This is a genomic window from Noviherbaspirillum sp. ST9, assembly GCF_048799745.1.
Taxonomy (GTDB): Bacteria; Pseudomonadota; Gammaproteobacteria; order Burkholderiales; family Burkholderiaceae_D; genus Noviherbaspirillum.
The window spans coordinates 568,617-582,276 of record NZ_JBLWFR010000004.1 but is presented as its reverse complement, the minus strand read 5'-3'; the positions used below and the strand labels follow the sequence as shown (position 1 = coordinate 582,276).

Sequence of the window (13,660 nt, the reverse complement as noted above, 5' to 3'; positions counted from 1 at the left end):
AATTATCTTGCGATTCTTACCTATATTTTTTGTGAGCACTTAATGTTTTAAGTTACACGCTGATCTCTCAGCGCCGCACCTTCATCAAGCGCCCACACTTATCGGCTGTTATTTTTTAAAGAACTTGTTCTGCCTGGCATCTTTTAACACCTCGCTACGAATCGTTTTGTTCGTCAGCAGCAGAGAAACGAGATTATGAAGCAGTTTCGTTTTTGCGTCAAGCACTATTAAATTAACTTGTTCGCGTAACTACTTCTTTTCGCTCAACTTTTCAGCCTTGCAAATTTGCCGTCGAATCGTTTTGTTCGCTAGCAGCAAAGAGGCGAGATTATGAGATGTTTTTCAGATACAGTCAAGCACATTGCTTCGAATATCTGGAAAGCTTTTTCTCGACAATCCCACATCTTGCTCTCCCGCCACATGGCATTGTGCGAGCGGACGACCGCGTTTTTTCTGCACCGTTTTGCGACGGGAGGCGGACTATATCAAAGATTGCGGAAGGCGGGCAAGCGTTTCTCCATAAAGGCCTTCATGCCTTCCTTTTGATCCTCTGTGGCAAAGGTGCTGTGGAACAGGCGGCGCTCATATTGCACCCCTTCATTGAGCGTAGTTTCGTACGCGCGGTTGATGCTTTCCTTGACCATCATGACGATCGGGAGGGACATGCCGGCAATCGTCGCAGCAGCAGAAACTGCCTCCTCCATGAGCTTGTCGGCGGGCACGATGCGGGAAACCAGACCGGCCCTCTCCGCCTCGGCGGCGTCCATCATGCGGCCGGTAAGGCACATGTCCATTGCCTTGGCTTTGGATACGGCGCGGGGCAGGCGCTGCGTGCCGCCAGCGCCGGGAATGGTGCCCAACTTGATTTCCGGCTGGCCAAATTTGGCGGTTTCAGCCGCAATAATGAAATCGCACATCATCGCCAACTCACATCCGCCCCCAAGGGCGTAACCTGCGACGGCAGCAATGACCGGTTTGCGAATCCGGCGAATCTGTTCCCAGTTCCGCGTGATGTACTCCCCTTTATATACATCCATGAATGTGTAGCCGGCCATCGCGCCGATGTCCGCACCAGCAGCGAACGCTTTTTCGCTGCCAGTAATGATGATGCAGCCGATGTTGTCGTCGGCGTCGAAAGCGGTTAACGCAGCGCCAAGTTCGTCCATCAGCTTGTCGTTAAGCGCATTCAACGCCTTCGGGCGATTGAGCTGGATGACTCCTACCTTCTCACGGGTTTCAACCACGATGTTTTCATAGTTCATTTTTATAGGCTCCTGGTCTAAAAGGGGTGCGCGCATTGTACCCTTCCTGCCTCGACTCATCCCGGATGCGCAAAGTCCCGAAAGCAGCCGACTCCCCCCTCTTTGAGGCAGGTCAATGATCGACCGCCACGCGGCAGTAGCATGAATTTGCTGCAATTGAATTCGTTGCAGCGCCTCCCCGCCCTCCATATTCCCCCAAAGAAAGGTCGCCAATGATTCCTTCGAAGCTGGCTGGCTCCTCGAAATTTCACAGTGCACATGGCAATGGAATCGCTGACGTGACTTGTCCGCCTCCTGAGTGGGCTTTGGATATTTCTTCGGGCGTTCCGGCCATGGACCGGCTGCATCATGACATTTTCAGTGCGCTGGACGCGCTATCCGGGAGCGACGATACAGCCTTCTGCGAGGAATTCACGACATTTGTCCGTCGCGTAGAGCGCGCGTTTCGCGAAGAGGAGGCCTGGATGGATGAGCTGGACTTCCAGGAAATGGCCGCGCATCAGGAACAGCATGCGCGTTTGCTTGGGGCGCTACACCATATCCATGCGCAAGTCATGGGCGGGGATGTTGGCATAGGGAGGCATGTGGTCGACGAATTGTTGCCGCAATGGCTGCTGGTTCATATATCGACATTGGATACGTCATTTGCAGGCGCAATACAGTTTGCGCGCAGCGAAGGCGCACTATTCCTGCAGCCTTCTTGAATAATACGCGTCTCATCGATCGACAAGCGGGTCGTACCACAACTCCCGGCGGGACAGAGGCGTTTCCCGAGAAAGGTAGGGGTTAGGTATCCGAAAGATCCTGCGATGGCGCAGGTTCGCACGCTCGATCAGCGGTTCCTTGTACTTTTTGAAGAGGACGTCGAAACTGCCGTCCTTGATCATCTGATTCAGCCCCTGTTCGACGCGCGCCGCATACCTTTCACCCTCCGGACTCCGCTGCAGGAAGAAGTAGCGCGTCGTCGGGAAATATAGAAGCAACCCCTCCTCCACTTTCATGGCCGGCAGGGCGTCCTTGCGCTCGTCGTACTCCCGATACGCCTCATCGACACTGCGGGAGAAGAAATCGAACCGGTTAGCCACCAGCATCCGGAAGAGCCCCTCGTAGCTCTCGCCGGTGACTACGTTGAAGCCCGCATCGCGAAGGACCCTCGTATCCGTCCATGTCGGGAACGAGCCGACACTTAGCTTGCGCAGGTCATCCAGCGTGCGGATGGAGGAAAAGCGCCATTGGTCGCCGCCCCGGATCAGGAACACGCGGTAACTGATCAACCCCTTGTCCAGGGGAATTCGCACGGGGAGCATGCGTGTTTCATGCTCGACGGCCGTCGAGCGGGCAAAGATATTGACCTTGCCTGATCCGGAATGAATTTCCTCCGCCGCGCGCGCTTGGGACATTCCGACATCCGACGGGCGAAGTTCGTACGGGCCGTACACGGAACGCGTCTTCTCCAGCGCAAGCCGAAGCAAGTCGTAGTCATACATGTACTGACTATCGACGGTTGATACAGATTTTGGATATGTGTAGACCATCGGAGCCGCAGCGACGGCCCCGCAACACAAGAAGAAGATAGTGCACGCCTGCAGGAGGTGACGAATAAACATTAACGGGATGAATAGTGATATCCGACGAAAAAGTTGTCGTATTTATCATAATATCCCGTGTCGCGCTGGTTGCCGGAAGAAAATCGTTATCGACCGGCTACCGGTGGCTGCGCCATTTTAGGAACAAGTATCCAGAGCTGCCCGCGCTGCTTCATCTTGCCTGCCTTCTCGCCTGCCTCAGCCCCGAATCCCCAGAAGAAATCCGCCCGCACCGGGTTCCTGATAGCGCCACCGGTGTCCTGTGCCACCATCAGCCGCTGCAACGCAGTTTCCTTCCCCGGCTGTGTTGTTGCGAGAAATACCGGAACACCCAGCGGGATGAATTGAGGATCGACCGCAACCGACCGTTGCGGCGTCAGGGGTACGCCGAGCGCCCCTTTCGGGCCCTTGTTAGGATCAGTGAGCTTTTCTTCCTTGAAAAATACATAGCTCGGGTTTGCATTGAGCAACTCCTGCTGACGCGCGGGGTTCGAGGCAAACCAGGACTTGATCGATTGGGCCGACGCTTGATCAAGCGTCATTTCCCCCTTGTCGACGAGGTAGCGACCGATCGATTTGTACGGATGGCCGTTCTGGTCCGCGTAGGCCACCCGGATCGTCTCCTTGCTGTCGGCCAGTTGCACGCGACCGGATCCCTGCACCTGGAGGAAGAATGCCTCCACGGCGTCGTCAACCCACACAAGCTCCTTTCCGGACAGGGAATTGGATTGCATCATTTCACCCCGCGACAAATAGGGCACGACCTTGTTTCCGACGACGCGTCCGCGCAGGCGCATGTTCTTCAATTCCGGATAGACAGAAGAAAGATCGATCGTCAGCAAGTCTTCCGGCGCGCGGTGCAAGGGGATCTGGTATGGGCCGCCCCGTTTGCGCGCTCCTCGCAGCAGCGGTTCGTAGTAACCGGTCACGAGTCCCGCATCCGATCCATCCTGGTTGAAAACCTGGTACGGCGTGAAAAACGATTCGAAGAATGTCCGGACTGCCTTTTCGCTTGTCGCGTCGACTTCCGACGCGACCTGGCAGGGCTCTTTCCAGTCGGGCTTGCGCACCAGCACATCGCATGAGGTGAGAAAAGCCGGCCATGCCTCGCGCAAGTTGTCCTTGTCCCAGCCCGCGAGAGCTGCAAATGTCGTGGCGCGGAAGAGTTCCTTCGGCGCTTCGACCGGTTTGACCGGCTGTACCGGTTCGGGCGTGACCGGCGCCTTGGCCGGCGGTGCCGGGGGAATCGAAGTACAAGCGGCAGCGAGTACTGCCGCGGCGGATGCGAGTAAACTTGTGCGGATGACTGACATGGGGAAGAACAAATATGTGGCTGTTGATGCTTGAAGCGGGAGTTGCCCTGTTCCTGCTGGTTTTTATTGTGTGGTGGACGATGCCTTCGAGCAAGGACAAGAGCCGGGCAAATCCATCGAAAGCGGTGCCGCCGAAGGACGATTCGCCACCTTAATTCAATGCAGCGTGCGCGGCAACGATAGGATGAATTCCGGGATGACGGCTTCGAATTGTTCGCCGTCTTCCGCCACGCAGAAGTAGGTGCCCTTCATCGATCCTTGTGGCGTCGCGAGGGCAGTACCGCTGGTGTACTCGAACTGTTCGCCCGGCTGCATCAGCGGCTGGTGACCGACGACGCCAAGCCCCCTCACCTCTTCCACACGGTTGTTCGCATCCACAATGGTCCAGTGGCGCGAAATGAGCTGGGCGGCGACTTTCCCCGTGTTCTTGATAGTGATCGTGTAGGCGAAAACAAAATTTCCACGGTCCGGCTCGGATTGCTCCTCCAGATACTGGGTTTTCACGGACACGCTGAATTCATAGGCTGCCATTCGGGTTCCTTGTTGTTCTTTCCATATTGCGAGCGACTAGGCGATTGCACCTGAAAACTTGGGTGATTGCAATACTTCCCGTCGCGATCGAACGGGTAAAATAGCGCATCCATTCCAACCTTGCCTGCCATGCCTACCTATCGTATCGCTCCCAGCATCCTTTCCGCCGATTTTGCCCGCCTGGGCGAAGAAGTCCGCAACGTTGTTGCCGCTGGCGCCGACATTATCCACTTCGACGTGATGGACAACCATTACGTCCCGAACCTGACCATCGGCCCGCTGGTGTGCGAAGCCATCCGGCCCCATGTCCAGGTGCCGATCGACGTGCACCTGATGGTCAAGCCGGTGGATCGCATCATCCCTGACTTCGCAAAGGCCGGCGCCAACATCATTACCTTTCACCCGGAAGCGTCCGAGCATATCGACCGCTCGCTGCAACTGATCCGTGACAATGGCTGCAAGGCGGGCCTCGTATTCAACCCGGCTACGCCCCTGCATTATCTTGACCATGTGATGGACAAGCTGGACATGATCCTGATCATGTCGGTCAATCCTGGCTTCGGCGGTCAATCCTTCATTCCTGAAGCGCTGAAAAAGATCGCCGACGTGCGCAAGCGCATCGACGAATCCGGCCGAGACATCATGCTGGAAGTGGATGGCGGGATCAAGATCGAAAACATTGCGGCGGCGGCGCGCGCAGGCGCGGACACCTTTGTTGCGGGCTCCGCAATCTTCGGCAAGCCGGATTACAAGGCGGTGATCGACGCCATGCGCGCGCAGCTGGCGCAGGTATGAACGCGCCGGAACGCATTGCACTGACCGGGATTCGCGGTGCCATCGTCGACCTCGACGGCACGATGGTGCATACCGCGCCGGATTTCCACGTTGCGATCAACCGGATGCGCAGCGACCTCGGCCTGGCGCCGATCGATATCGAGACCATCACCCATTTCGTGGGCAAAGGGACCGAGAACCTGATGCGCCGCGTGCTCGCTGTCGACTATGCCCCTGATGACGTGGAACGGCATTTCGAGGCGGCGCTGGCGTCGTACATGAAGCACTATGTGGCGATCAACGGCGAGTATTCGAGCGTCTACGCCGGAGTGCGCGAAGGACTGGATGCCTTGCGCGCCAAGCGCATCCGGCTCGCCTGCGTGACCAACAAACCGATTGGGTTCGCGGTGCCGCTCCTGGAAAAGACCGGGCTGCGCGACTATTTCGAGCTTGTCTACGGGGGCGATTCGCTGCCACGGAAGAAGCCCGATCCCCTGCCCCTGCTGACGGTGTGCACGGATTTCGGCTTGAAGCCGGAGGAGGTGGTGGCGATTGGCGATTCCTCGAACGATGCGCAGGCTGCTCGTGCTGCCGGCTGCCGGGTGCTGAACGTGCCTTACGGCTACAACCATGGCGAATCTATACACGACGTCGATTCCGATGGTATAGTTTCCACGCTGCTTGACGCAGCACATCTCATTTCCGCATAAACCATTGACATGTTTCTCGACAAAAAACGTGACGTGACTGCAGTGGGCCGCTTTGAGGCCTGGCTGTGGCGACGCTGGCAATCCTGGACTGTATAAGCCCACATTGCCGCTGACCGCATTTTGCCTGGTTAGCAACGTTTTTTGACAATCCCCCCCGCTATAGGACTCCCGTTCTACAATAGCGCCCGGAGAGAAACATGACCGAACTCGAATTCAAATCGCTGGCCGCGCAGGGCTACAACCGCATTCCGCTGATCGCTGAGGCCTTCGCGGACCTCGAAACGCCGCTTACGCTGTACCTGAAGCTGGCGCAGACCCAGAACACCGGCAAGAACACCTTCCTGCTCGAATCCGTCGTTGGCGGCGAGCGCTTCGGGCGCTATTCCTTCATCGGACTGCCGGCGTCGACGCTCATGCGCAGCTATGGCACGAAAACGGAAGTCGTGAAGAACGGCACCGTGGTCGAGACGCACGAAGGCAATCCGCTCGAATTCATCGCCGAATTCCAGTCGCGCTACAAGGCAGCGCTGCGCGCCGGCATGCCGCGCTTCTGTGGCGGCCTGGCCGGTTATTTCGGCTATGACACGGTAAGGCATATCGAGAAGCGACTCGCCAACTCGACGCCGCGTGACGATCTCGGCCTGCCGGATATTCAGCTGCTGGTAACGGAAGAACTGGCGGTGATCGACAACCTGTCCGGCAAGCTGTACCTGATTGTCTATGCGGATCCGACCCAATCGGAGGCGTATTCGAAGGCCCGCCAGCGCCTGAAAGACCTGCGCGCCATGCTGCGCCGCGCGGTCGATGTGCCGGTCACGTCTGCGTCGGTGCGCACCGATACCATCCGCGAATTCGACAAGGCCGATTACCTGAAAGCGGTCGAGAAGGCGAAGGAATACATCATGGCCGGCGACCTGATGCAGGTGCAGGTCGGCCAGCGGCTGAAGAAATCGTATGTGGATTCGCCGCTGTCGCTCTACCGCGCGCTGCGATCGCTGAATCCCTCACCTTACATGTACTTCTACAACTTCGGCGACATGCAGATCGTCGGCGCGTCGCCGGAAATCCTCGTCCGTAACGAGCAAACCAACGAAGGCAAGCGGAAAGTCACGATCCGCCCGCTCGCCGGCACCCGCCCGCGCGGCGCGACGCCGGAGAAGGATGCGCAGTTGGCCAAGGAACTGCTGGCCGATCCGAAAGAAATTGCGGAACACGTGATGCTGATCGACCTGGCGCGCAATGACATCGGACGTATCGCGGAAACCGGCAGCGTCAAGGTGACCGACAAGCTGGTGATCGAAAAGTATTCCCACGTGCAGCACATCGTGTCGAACGTCGAAGGCACGCTCAAGCCTGATTTGTCGAACCTCGATGTGCTCAAGGCCACCTTCCCTGCCGGTACGCTGTCCGGTGCGCCGAAGGTGCGCGCCATGGAAATCATCGACGAACTTGAGCCGATCAAGCGCGGCATTTACGGCGGCGCGTGCGGCTATCTGTCGTTCGGCGGCGAGATGGACCTCGCCATCGCCATCCGTACCGGCGTGATCAAGGACGGCATGCTGCACGTGCAGGCCGCCGCCGGCGTCGTTGCGGACTCGATTCCGGAAATGGAATGGCAGGAAACGGAAAATAAAGCCCGCGCGGTATTAAGAGCTGCCGAGCAAGTGCAAGACGGACTGGATGGGGAGCTGTGACATGTTGCTGATGATCGATAACTACGACTCCTTCACCTATAACCTGGTCCAGTACTTTGGCGAGCTCGGTGAAGACGTGCGGACTTTCCGCAATGACGAAATCACGCTGGATCAGATCGCGGCCATGAAGCCGGACCGCATCTGCATTTCTCCCGGCCCGTGCACGCCGCATGAAGCGGGCGTGTCCGTGCCGCTGCTGAAGGAATTCGCCGGCAAGCTGCCTATCCTTGGCGTCTGCCTCGGCCATCAAAGTATCGGCGCTGCGTTCGGCGGCAAGGTGATCCGCGCCAAGCAGGTCATGCATGGCAAGACCTCTGTCATTACCCATACCGGCGTCGGCGTCTTCAAGGACCTGCCCAGTCCCTACACCATCATCCGCTATCACTCGCTGGCAATCGAACGCGAGTCGCTGCCGGATTGCCTGGAAGTGACGGCATGGACAGACGACGGCGAGATCATGGGCGTGCGCCACAAGGAATACCAGATCGAAGGCGTGCAATTCCATCCGGAATCCATCCTGTCCGAGCACGGCCACGCGCTGCTGAAAAACTTCCTGAATACCTGAAATGGAGCCACGCATGCCGATTACGCCGCAAGAAGCGCTGCTGCGCTGCATTGAACATCGCGAGATCTTCCACGACGAAATGCTGTCGCTGTTCCGGAAGATCATGGGCGGCGAGATGTCGCCGGTAATGATCGCGGCGCTCACGATGGGTCTTCGCGTGAAAAAGGAAACCATCGGCGAGATCGCCGCCGCGGCGCAAGTGATGCGCGAGTTCGCGACGAAGGTGCCGCTGGCTGATACCAGCAACCTGCTGGACATCGTCGGCACCGGCGGCGACGGTGCGCATACCTTCAACATTTCCACCGCTTCGATGTTCGTGGTTGCCGCTGCCGGCGTGCGCGTGGCAAAGCACGGCGGCCGAAGCGTGTCGTCATCGTCGGGTAGCGCGGATGTGCTGGAGGCGCTTGGCGCCAATATCAACCTGAAGCCGGAGCAGGTCGCGCAATCGATCGAGCAGACGGGCATCGGCTTCATGTTCGCGCCGAACCATCACGCGGCCATGAAGCACGCAGCTCCCGTGCGCAAGGAACTCGGCGTACGGACCATCTTCAACATCCTCGGGCCGCTGACCAATCCGGCCGGTGCGCCGAATATCCTGATGGGTGTGTTCCATCCGGACCTCGTCGGCATCCAGGTGCGCGTACTGCAGCGCCTCGGCGCAAAACATGCGCTGGTGGTCTGGGGGCGCGACAACATGGATGAAGTCTCCCTGGGCGCCGCGACGATGGTCGGCGAGCTGGTCGATGGCGAGATCCGCGAATACGAAGTCCATCCGGAAGACTTTGGCCTGCAGATGGTCGCGAGCCGCAACCTGAAGGTGTCCGGTGCGGAAGAGTCGAAGCAGAAAATTTTCGAAGCGCTCGACAACACGCCGGGCCCGGTCCGTGACATCGTCGTCCTCAACGCCGGCACCGCACTCTACGCGGGCGGCGCTGTGAAGACAATCGGTGACGGTCTGATGAAAGCGCGCGAAGTGCTCGCATCCGGCGCGGCCCGTTCAAAGCTGAACCAATTTGTGAAGGCGACGCAGCAGCTCGGCGCCGCGATCTGATCATGTCCGATATCCTCAAGAAGATCCTCGACGTCAAGGCAGACGAAGTCGCCGCAGCGAAAATACACCGCGACCTGGCAAGCCTGCGCCGTGACGTCGAAAGCAATGCCGAAGCGCGCAAGGATCTGCGCGGCTTTGAAGCCAGCCTGCGATCGAAGATCAAGACTGGCCACGCCGGCGTGATTGCCGAAGTGAAGAAGGCGTCGCCGTCAAAGGGCGTGCTGCGCCCCGATTTCCGTCCCGCCGAGATCGCCGCAAGCTATGCGAAGCATGGCGCAGCCTGCCTCTCCGTCCTGACCGACGTGCAATTCTTCCAGGGGGCGCCGGAGTACCTGCAACAGGCGCGCGCTGCCTGCGAATTACCGGTGCTGCGCAAGGACTTCATGATCGACGTGTACCAGGTGTATGAGGCTCGCTCCTGGGGCGCGGACTGCATCCTGCTGATCGTGTCGGCGCTGGATCATGGCTTGATGGCGGAGCTGGAAGCCTGCGCCCATGAGCTCGGAATGGGCGTGCTGGTCGAGGTGCATGACGGCGACGAGCTGACTGCTGCATTGAAGCTGAAGACGGCGATGGTCGGCATCAACAACCGCAACCTGCGCACCTTCGAAACCTCCCTGCAGACCACGATCGACCTGTTGCCGCGCATTCCGCCGGAAAAGATGGTCGTCACCGAATCGGGCATCCTCGCGCCCGATGATGTGAAAAAAATGCGCGACGCCGACGTGCATGCCTTCCTTGTCGGCGAAGCCTTCATGCGCGCGCCCGATCCGGGCGCGGAACTGAACCGCTTGTTCGCAGGCTGATCAGCCTGCTCCGCCGAGCCACGCAGCGCGCACACGCGCTGCTGCCGCCGGCTTGGCCTGTGCTTCCAGTACCATCTGCGGCGCGTCATCAGGCGCCATAATCGCGGTGAAGGCCATCAGCTCATCGCGGCGGAAGACATGCAGCGCAACCACATCCCCCGTCTTGTAGCGCGCCAGCAGTCCATCGAGATTGGTCGCCGTCACGCGCAATCCACCCACGGCGATCAGGATATCGCCAGCCGACACGCCTGCCTTGTGCGCCGGGCCGTCTTCATACACGTTCGCAACCTTGCAGTCGCTGCCCTCGCGTGATGTGCGAATGCCGAGTGCCGGCTTCCGGGTCTTCACGTTGTCCGTCAGGTCGACGCCAAAGGGAGTGAGCAGCTTGCCGAGCGGAAGGTCTTCGGTGCCGCGCACATAGCGGTCGAAGAATTGCTTGAGCTTGAGTCCCGTGACCTCGTCGAACAGGGCTTCGACATCCGCCTCTGAAACGCCGATCCCCTCGCCTTCGTAGAAATCGCGGCCATAGCGCTCCCATAATGCGCGCATGACGTCGTCGAGTGACTTCTTGCCCTTCGTTTCAGCACGTATCGTGAGGTCGAGCGCAAGGCCGACGTGCGAGCCTTTCGCGTAATAGCTGACGATCGCGTTCGGCGAATTCTCGTCCTGCCGGTAGTACTTGGTCCATGCGTCGAAACTCGATTCGGCGACACTCTGCTTGGTCCGTCCACTGCCGCGCAGAACTCCGTTGAGCGATTTGGTCACGAGCTTGAGGTAAGCGGCTTCATCGATCAGTCCGCTGCGCACGAGCATCAGGTCGTCGTAGTAGCTGGTGAAACCTTCGAAGAGCCAGAGCAGCGTCGTGTAACCCTCGGTGCGCAAGTCATAGGGCGCGAACACGTCGGGCTTGATGCGCTTGACGTTCCAGGTATGGAAGTACTCGTGACTGCACAAGCCGAGGTAAGTGCGGTAGCCCTCGCTCATCTCCTTCTGACCCTTGACCGGCAAGTCATTGCGCGAGCAGATCAGCGCGGTCGAGGCGCGATGCTCGAGGCCGCCGTATCCGTCGCCGACCGCGAGCGTCATGAACACATAGCGCTTCATCGGTGCACGCCGGGACTTCGGCTCGAACAGGGCAATCTGCGCTTCGCATACTTTCTTGAGGTCGTTGATCAGGCGGGCCATGTCCAGGTTGGGAACACGCCCGGTGATCACGATGTCATGAGGAATGCCGTGTGCCTTGAAGGTCGCCAGCTCGAAGGCTCCCATTTCGACCGGCGAGTCGATCAGCTCGTCGTAGTCCTTTGCCACATAGCTGCCGAAGCCGTAGCGTCGCGCTTTCAGTTCCGGCAGCGCGGTTGCGACACGCCATGCCTTGTAGAGGTCGCCTTCGGGCCGCCGAATGTCGACGACATGCGGCAGTTGCTCCTGTCCTGCGACAGCGAGGAAGACGCTGGTGCCGTTGAAGAATCCGTGCGTCTGATCGAGGTGGGCGGCGCGTACGGAGAGGTCCCAGGCATAGACTTCATAGGTCAGTGTGAGCTTCCTCCCGCAGGGAGCGGCCTGCCAGGTGTGCTTGTCCAGCTTGTTCAGGGCGACGGCCTTGCCGCCCGACTCTGCCGTAATTCGGACGATGTTGCGCGCAAATTCCCGGATCATGTAGCTGCCGGGAATCCATGCCGGCAGCGTGAACACTTGGCCGTCGGTCGCGGGCTCCTCTACGGTGAGCATGACCTCGAACAGGTGGGCGGCGGAGTCCTTGGGGACGATGGTGTAGTGAACGGCGTTTTTCATGCGAATCCTATCCTCTGACGTTGGCGGCGATGACGGACAAGGCGAGCGCGGCGACCACCGTGCAGGTCAGCCTGAAGCGCAGCTGCAGGAACCACTCCGGCATCCGGTACCAGGCGAGCAAACGCTTGTCGACCTGGTAGGCAATGATGAATCCGGCCATCAGGACGGCGAACCCGAAACCGCCCATGAGCGTGGCCGACCAGGCCAGTATCGGCGGCAATACGCTCCAGACAAACGCCTTGCGGGTTTGTTCCTCCGTCAATCCTGTCGACAAAATGGCGGCGCTCATGTGCATGCCGCCGAGGAAGGAGAGGATCGCAATGCCGTAGGCGAGCTGGCCACGGATGAAGTAGCCCAGCCAGTCGGCCTGCACCGTCCAGCAGGCGGCCATGAGGAGCAGGAAGGGAACCATGCCGGCGATACCGAGCAGATGGGCGAAGCGTTTGTTCAGGAATTGGCTGTTCATGCGGAGAACGGTTGGAACACGTGGGCCGACAGCCGCATAGTGTAGCCGGATTGTCCGGCACTGGCTCAATTCCAGGCGTGCAGGTCCGATGGTTTGTCGATGTCTTGCAGGATGCCGGGATCGTCGACGGCGATCGCTGTCACCTGGTGCGCATTGAGCAATTTGCGCGCGCCTTCATCACCGCGCAACTGAAGAAGTTCGTCCAGGTGCCTATTGGCGAAGGCGACAGGGTTGCCGCGCCGGCCAGCGGTGACGGGAGCGGCAATGCCCGCACCCTTCTCTATCGCTGCCGCGAGCGCGCTAATCGTCGCAGGCCGCACGTAAGGCATGTCGGCGAGTGCGATGACCCAGCCCTGCGCCGTCCGCTTGCATGACAAGGCGTGCACAAGCGAAGCGGCCATGCCTTCGTCTGACTGTTCGCAGACCGTCACCTTGCAGCCCGCCTCGCTCAGTCGTGCAGCGAGCGTGTCATTGCCGGGCCGGACAACCGCGAGAACGGACGGTAGTGCGGCGATCAGATTGCGCGCTGCGGCGACAGCGACCTCTTCACCGCTGGCGATCGGTTGCAGCAGCTTGTTGCGCTGCCCGGTCGCATCGAACCGAGCGCCGCGGCCGGCGGCGAGCAGGATGCCGACAAGTCCGTCAGACAAGGCTTTTCGCTGCGTCCTTGATCGCAGTCCGCATGCGTTGGTACGTGCCGCAGCGGCAGATGTTGCCGCTCATGGCCGCGTCGATGTCCGCGTCGGTTGGCGACCGGTTGGATCGCAGAAGCGCCGTGGCCGTCATGACTTGGCCGCTTTGGCAATAGCCGCACTGCGGAACGTCATGCTTGACCCATGCGTCCTGTACGGCCTTCCCGACGCGGTCCGACTCCATGGCTTCGATGGTGGTGATTTTCTTGCCCGCGACGCTGGCAATCGGCGTCACGCATGATCGGATCGGCTGGCCGTCGAGGTGCACCGTGCAGGCGCCGCACAAGGCGGCGCCGCAACCGAATTTCGTTCCGGTCATGCCAAGATTGTCGCGCAGTGCCCAGAGCACTGGCGTGGACGGATCGGCATCCACCTGGACGTCGCGGCCGTTGATGTTGAGTGTGACCATTCCTCTC

At 59.6% G+C, this 13,660-nt stretch carries 16 protein-coding genes; 8 read left to right on the top strand and 8 right to left on the bottom strand.

Annotated elements, in window-relative coordinates; translation table 11 throughout:
- Positions 1-485: 485 nt before the first annotated feature.
- Complete coding sequence (locus tag ACNOHI_RS11965; protein WP_420474883.1) at positions 486-1,262, bottom strand: enoyl-CoA hydratase; 777 nt, start codon at positions 1,260-1,262, stop codon at positions 486-488.
- A 212-nt stretch (positions 1,263-1,474) separates the two neighbouring features.
- On the opposite strand from ACNOHI_RS11965, the gene ACNOHI_RS11960 reads away from it, so the two are divergent.
- Positions 1,475-1,966, top strand: coding sequence for a bacteriohemerythrin (locus ACNOHI_RS11960; RefSeq protein ID WP_420474882.1), 492 nt, complete (start codon positions 1,475-1,477; stop codon positions 1,964-1,966).
- 12 nt (positions 1,967-1,978) lie between these two features.
- On the opposite strand, the gene ACNOHI_RS11955 is transcribed toward ACNOHI_RS11960, so the two are convergent.
- Both ACNOHI_RS11955 and ACNOHI_RS11950 read right to left on the bottom strand, forming a co-directional pair.
- Positions 1,979-2,749, bottom strand: a complete 771-nt coding sequence (locus tag ACNOHI_RS11955) for a hypothetical protein (RefSeq protein WP_420474881.1) — start codon at positions 2,747-2,749, stop codon at positions 1,979-1,981.
- A 206-nt stretch (positions 2,750-2,955) separates the two neighbouring features.
- Complete coding sequence (locus ACNOHI_RS11950; RefSeq protein ID WP_420474880.1) at positions 2,956-4,161, bottom strand: murein transglycosylase A; 1,206 nt, start codon at positions 4,159-4,161, stop codon at positions 2,956-2,958.
- A 14-nt stretch (positions 4,162-4,175) separates the two neighbouring features.
- Between ACNOHI_RS11950 and ACNOHI_RS11945 the strand changes: the two genes are divergently transcribed.
- The gene (locus ACNOHI_RS11945) at positions 4,176-4,316 is read left to right on the top strand and encodes a hypothetical protein (protein ID WP_420474879.1); all 141 of its coding nucleotides are present in this window, start codon (positions 4,176-4,178) and stop codon (positions 4,314-4,316) included.
- A gap of 1 nt (position 4,317) precedes the next feature.
- Here the strand turns inward: ACNOHI_RS11945 and apaG are convergent, their stop codons facing one another.
- Positions 4,318-4,692 (bottom strand): Co2+/Mg2+ efflux protein ApaG, encoded by a 375-nt coding sequence (gene apaG, locus ACNOHI_RS11940; RefSeq protein ID WP_420474878.1) that lies wholly within the window; start codon positions 4,690-4,692, stop codon positions 4,318-4,320.
- Between the two features lie 129 nt (positions 4,693-4,821).
- Between apaG and rpe the strand changes: the two genes are divergently transcribed.
- The 6 genes from rpe (at position 4,822) to trpC (ending at position 10,292) form a co-directional block, all read left to right on the top strand.
- Positions 4,822-5,487: a ribulose-phosphate 3-epimerase gene (rpe, locus tag ACNOHI_RS11935; RefSeq protein WP_420474877.1), complete on the top strand. Its 666-nt coding sequence runs from the start codon at positions 4,822-4,824 to the stop codon at positions 5,485-5,487.
- Positions 5,484-6,176 carry a phosphoglycolate phosphatase gene (locus tag ACNOHI_RS11930; RefSeq protein ID WP_420474876.1) on the top strand — a complete coding sequence of 231 codons (693 nt, stop codon included), beginning with the start codon at positions 5,484-5,486 and terminating at the stop codon, positions 6,174-6,176. The genes rpe and ACNOHI_RS11930 overlap by 4 nt, the downstream gene beginning before the upstream one ends.
- Positions 6,177-6,373: 197 nt before the next feature.
- A complete protein-coding gene (gene trpE, locus ACNOHI_RS11925) occupies positions 6,374-7,870 on the top strand; it encodes an anthranilate synthase component I (RefSeq protein WP_420474875.1) in 1,497 nt (498 codons plus the stop codon).
- Position 7,871: 1 nt separating this feature from the next.
- Entirely contained in the window at positions 7,872-8,435 is a 564-nt protein-coding gene (locus ACNOHI_RS11920; RefSeq protein WP_420474874.1) for an aminodeoxychorismate/anthranilate synthase component II, read from the top strand.
- 13 nt (positions 8,436-8,448) lie between these two features.
- Complete coding sequence (gene trpD, locus ACNOHI_RS11915; protein WP_420474873.1) at positions 8,449-9,486, top strand: anthranilate phosphoribosyltransferase; 1,038 nt, start codon at positions 8,449-8,451, stop codon at positions 9,484-9,486.
- Between the two features lie 2 nt (positions 9,487-9,488).
- Complete coding sequence (gene trpC, locus ACNOHI_RS11910; RefSeq protein ID WP_420474872.1) at positions 9,489-10,292, top strand: indole-3-glycerol phosphate synthase TrpC; 804 nt, start codon at positions 9,489-9,491, stop codon at positions 10,290-10,292.
- Here the strand turns inward: trpC and ACNOHI_RS11905 are convergent, their stop codons facing one another.
- The 4 genes from ACNOHI_RS11905 to ACNOHI_RS11890 all read right to left on the bottom strand — a co-directional run bounded on the left by ACNOHI_RS11905 (position 10,293) and on the right by ACNOHI_RS11890 (position 13,653).
- On the bottom strand, positions 10,293-12,086 hold the full coding sequence (locus ACNOHI_RS11905; protein ID WP_420474871.1) for a M61 family metallopeptidase: 1,794 nt from the start codon (positions 12,084-12,086) through the stop codon (positions 10,293-10,295).
- A 7-nt stretch (positions 12,087-12,093) separates the two neighbouring features.
- Positions 12,094-12,552 (bottom strand): DUF3429 domain-containing protein, encoded by a 459-nt coding sequence (locus ACNOHI_RS11900; RefSeq protein ID WP_420474870.1) that lies wholly within the window; start codon positions 12,550-12,552, stop codon positions 12,094-12,096.
- Between the two features lie 65 nt (positions 12,553-12,617).
- Positions 12,618-13,202: a nucleotidyltransferase family protein gene (locus ACNOHI_RS11895; RefSeq protein ID WP_420474869.1), complete on the bottom strand. Its 585-nt coding sequence runs from the start codon at positions 13,200-13,202 to the stop codon at positions 12,618-12,620.
- The gene (locus ACNOHI_RS11890) at positions 13,195-13,653 is read right to left on the bottom strand and encodes a (2Fe-2S)-binding protein (RefSeq protein ID WP_420474868.1); all 459 of its coding nucleotides are present in this window, start codon (positions 13,651-13,653) and stop codon (positions 13,195-13,197) included. The genes ACNOHI_RS11895 and ACNOHI_RS11890 overlap by 8 nt, the downstream gene beginning before the upstream one ends.
- Positions 13,654-13,660: the final 7 nt, after the last annotated feature.

Bases quoted from the DNA above. Each gene is read 5' to 3' on its own strand.
- ACNOHI_RS11965 (WP_420474883.1), bottom strand. From the start codon at position 1,262: ATGAACTATGAAAACATCGTGGTTGAAACCCGTGAGAAGGTAGGAGTC.
- ACNOHI_RS11960 (WP_420474882.1), top strand. From the start codon at position 1,475: ATGATTCCTTCGAAGCTGGCTGGCTCCTCGAAATTTCACAGTGCACAT.
- ACNOHI_RS11955 (WP_420474881.1), bottom strand. From the start codon at position 2,749: ATGTATGACTACGACTTGCTTCGGCTTGCGCTGGAGAAGACGCGTTCC.
- ACNOHI_RS11950 (WP_420474880.1), bottom strand. From the start codon at position 4,161: ATGTCAGTCATCCGCACAAGTTTACTCGCATCCGCCGCGGCAGTACTC.
- ACNOHI_RS11945 (WP_420474879.1), top strand. From the start codon at position 4,176: ATGTGGCTGTTGATGCTTGAAGCGGGAGTTGCCCTGTTCCTGCTGGTT.
- apaG (WP_420474878.1), bottom strand. From the start codon at position 4,692: ATGGCAGCCTATGAATTCAGCGTGTCCGTGAAAACCCAGTATCTGGAG.
- rpe (WP_420474877.1), top strand. From the start codon at position 4,822: ATGCCTACCTATCGTATCGCTCCCAGCATCCTTTCCGCCGATTTTGCC.
- ACNOHI_RS11930 (WP_420474876.1), top strand. From the start codon at position 5,484: ATGAACGCGCCGGAACGCATTGCACTGACCGGGATTCGCGGTGCCATC.
- trpE (WP_420474875.1), top strand. From the start codon at position 6,374: ATGACCGAACTCGAATTCAAATCGCTGGCCGCGCAGGGCTACAACCGC.
- ACNOHI_RS11920 (WP_420474874.1), top strand. From the start codon at position 7,872: ATGTTGCTGATGATCGATAACTACGACTCCTTCACCTATAACCTGGTC.
- trpD (WP_420474873.1), top strand. From the start codon at position 8,449: ATGCCGATTACGCCGCAAGAAGCGCTGCTGCGCTGCATTGAACATCGC.
- trpC (WP_420474872.1), top strand. From the start codon at position 9,489: ATGTCCGATATCCTCAAGAAGATCCTCGACGTCAAGGCAGACGAAGTC.
- ACNOHI_RS11905 (WP_420474871.1), bottom strand. From the start codon at position 12,086: ATGAAAAACGCCGTTCACTACACCATCGTCCCCAAGGACTCCGCCGCC.
- ACNOHI_RS11900 (WP_420474870.1), bottom strand. From the start codon at position 12,552: ATGAACAGCCAATTCCTGAACAAACGCTTCGCCCATCTGCTCGGTATC.
- ACNOHI_RS11890 (WP_420474868.1), bottom strand. From the start codon at position 13,653: ATGGTCACACTCAACATCAACGGCCGCGACGTCCAGGTGGATGCCGAT.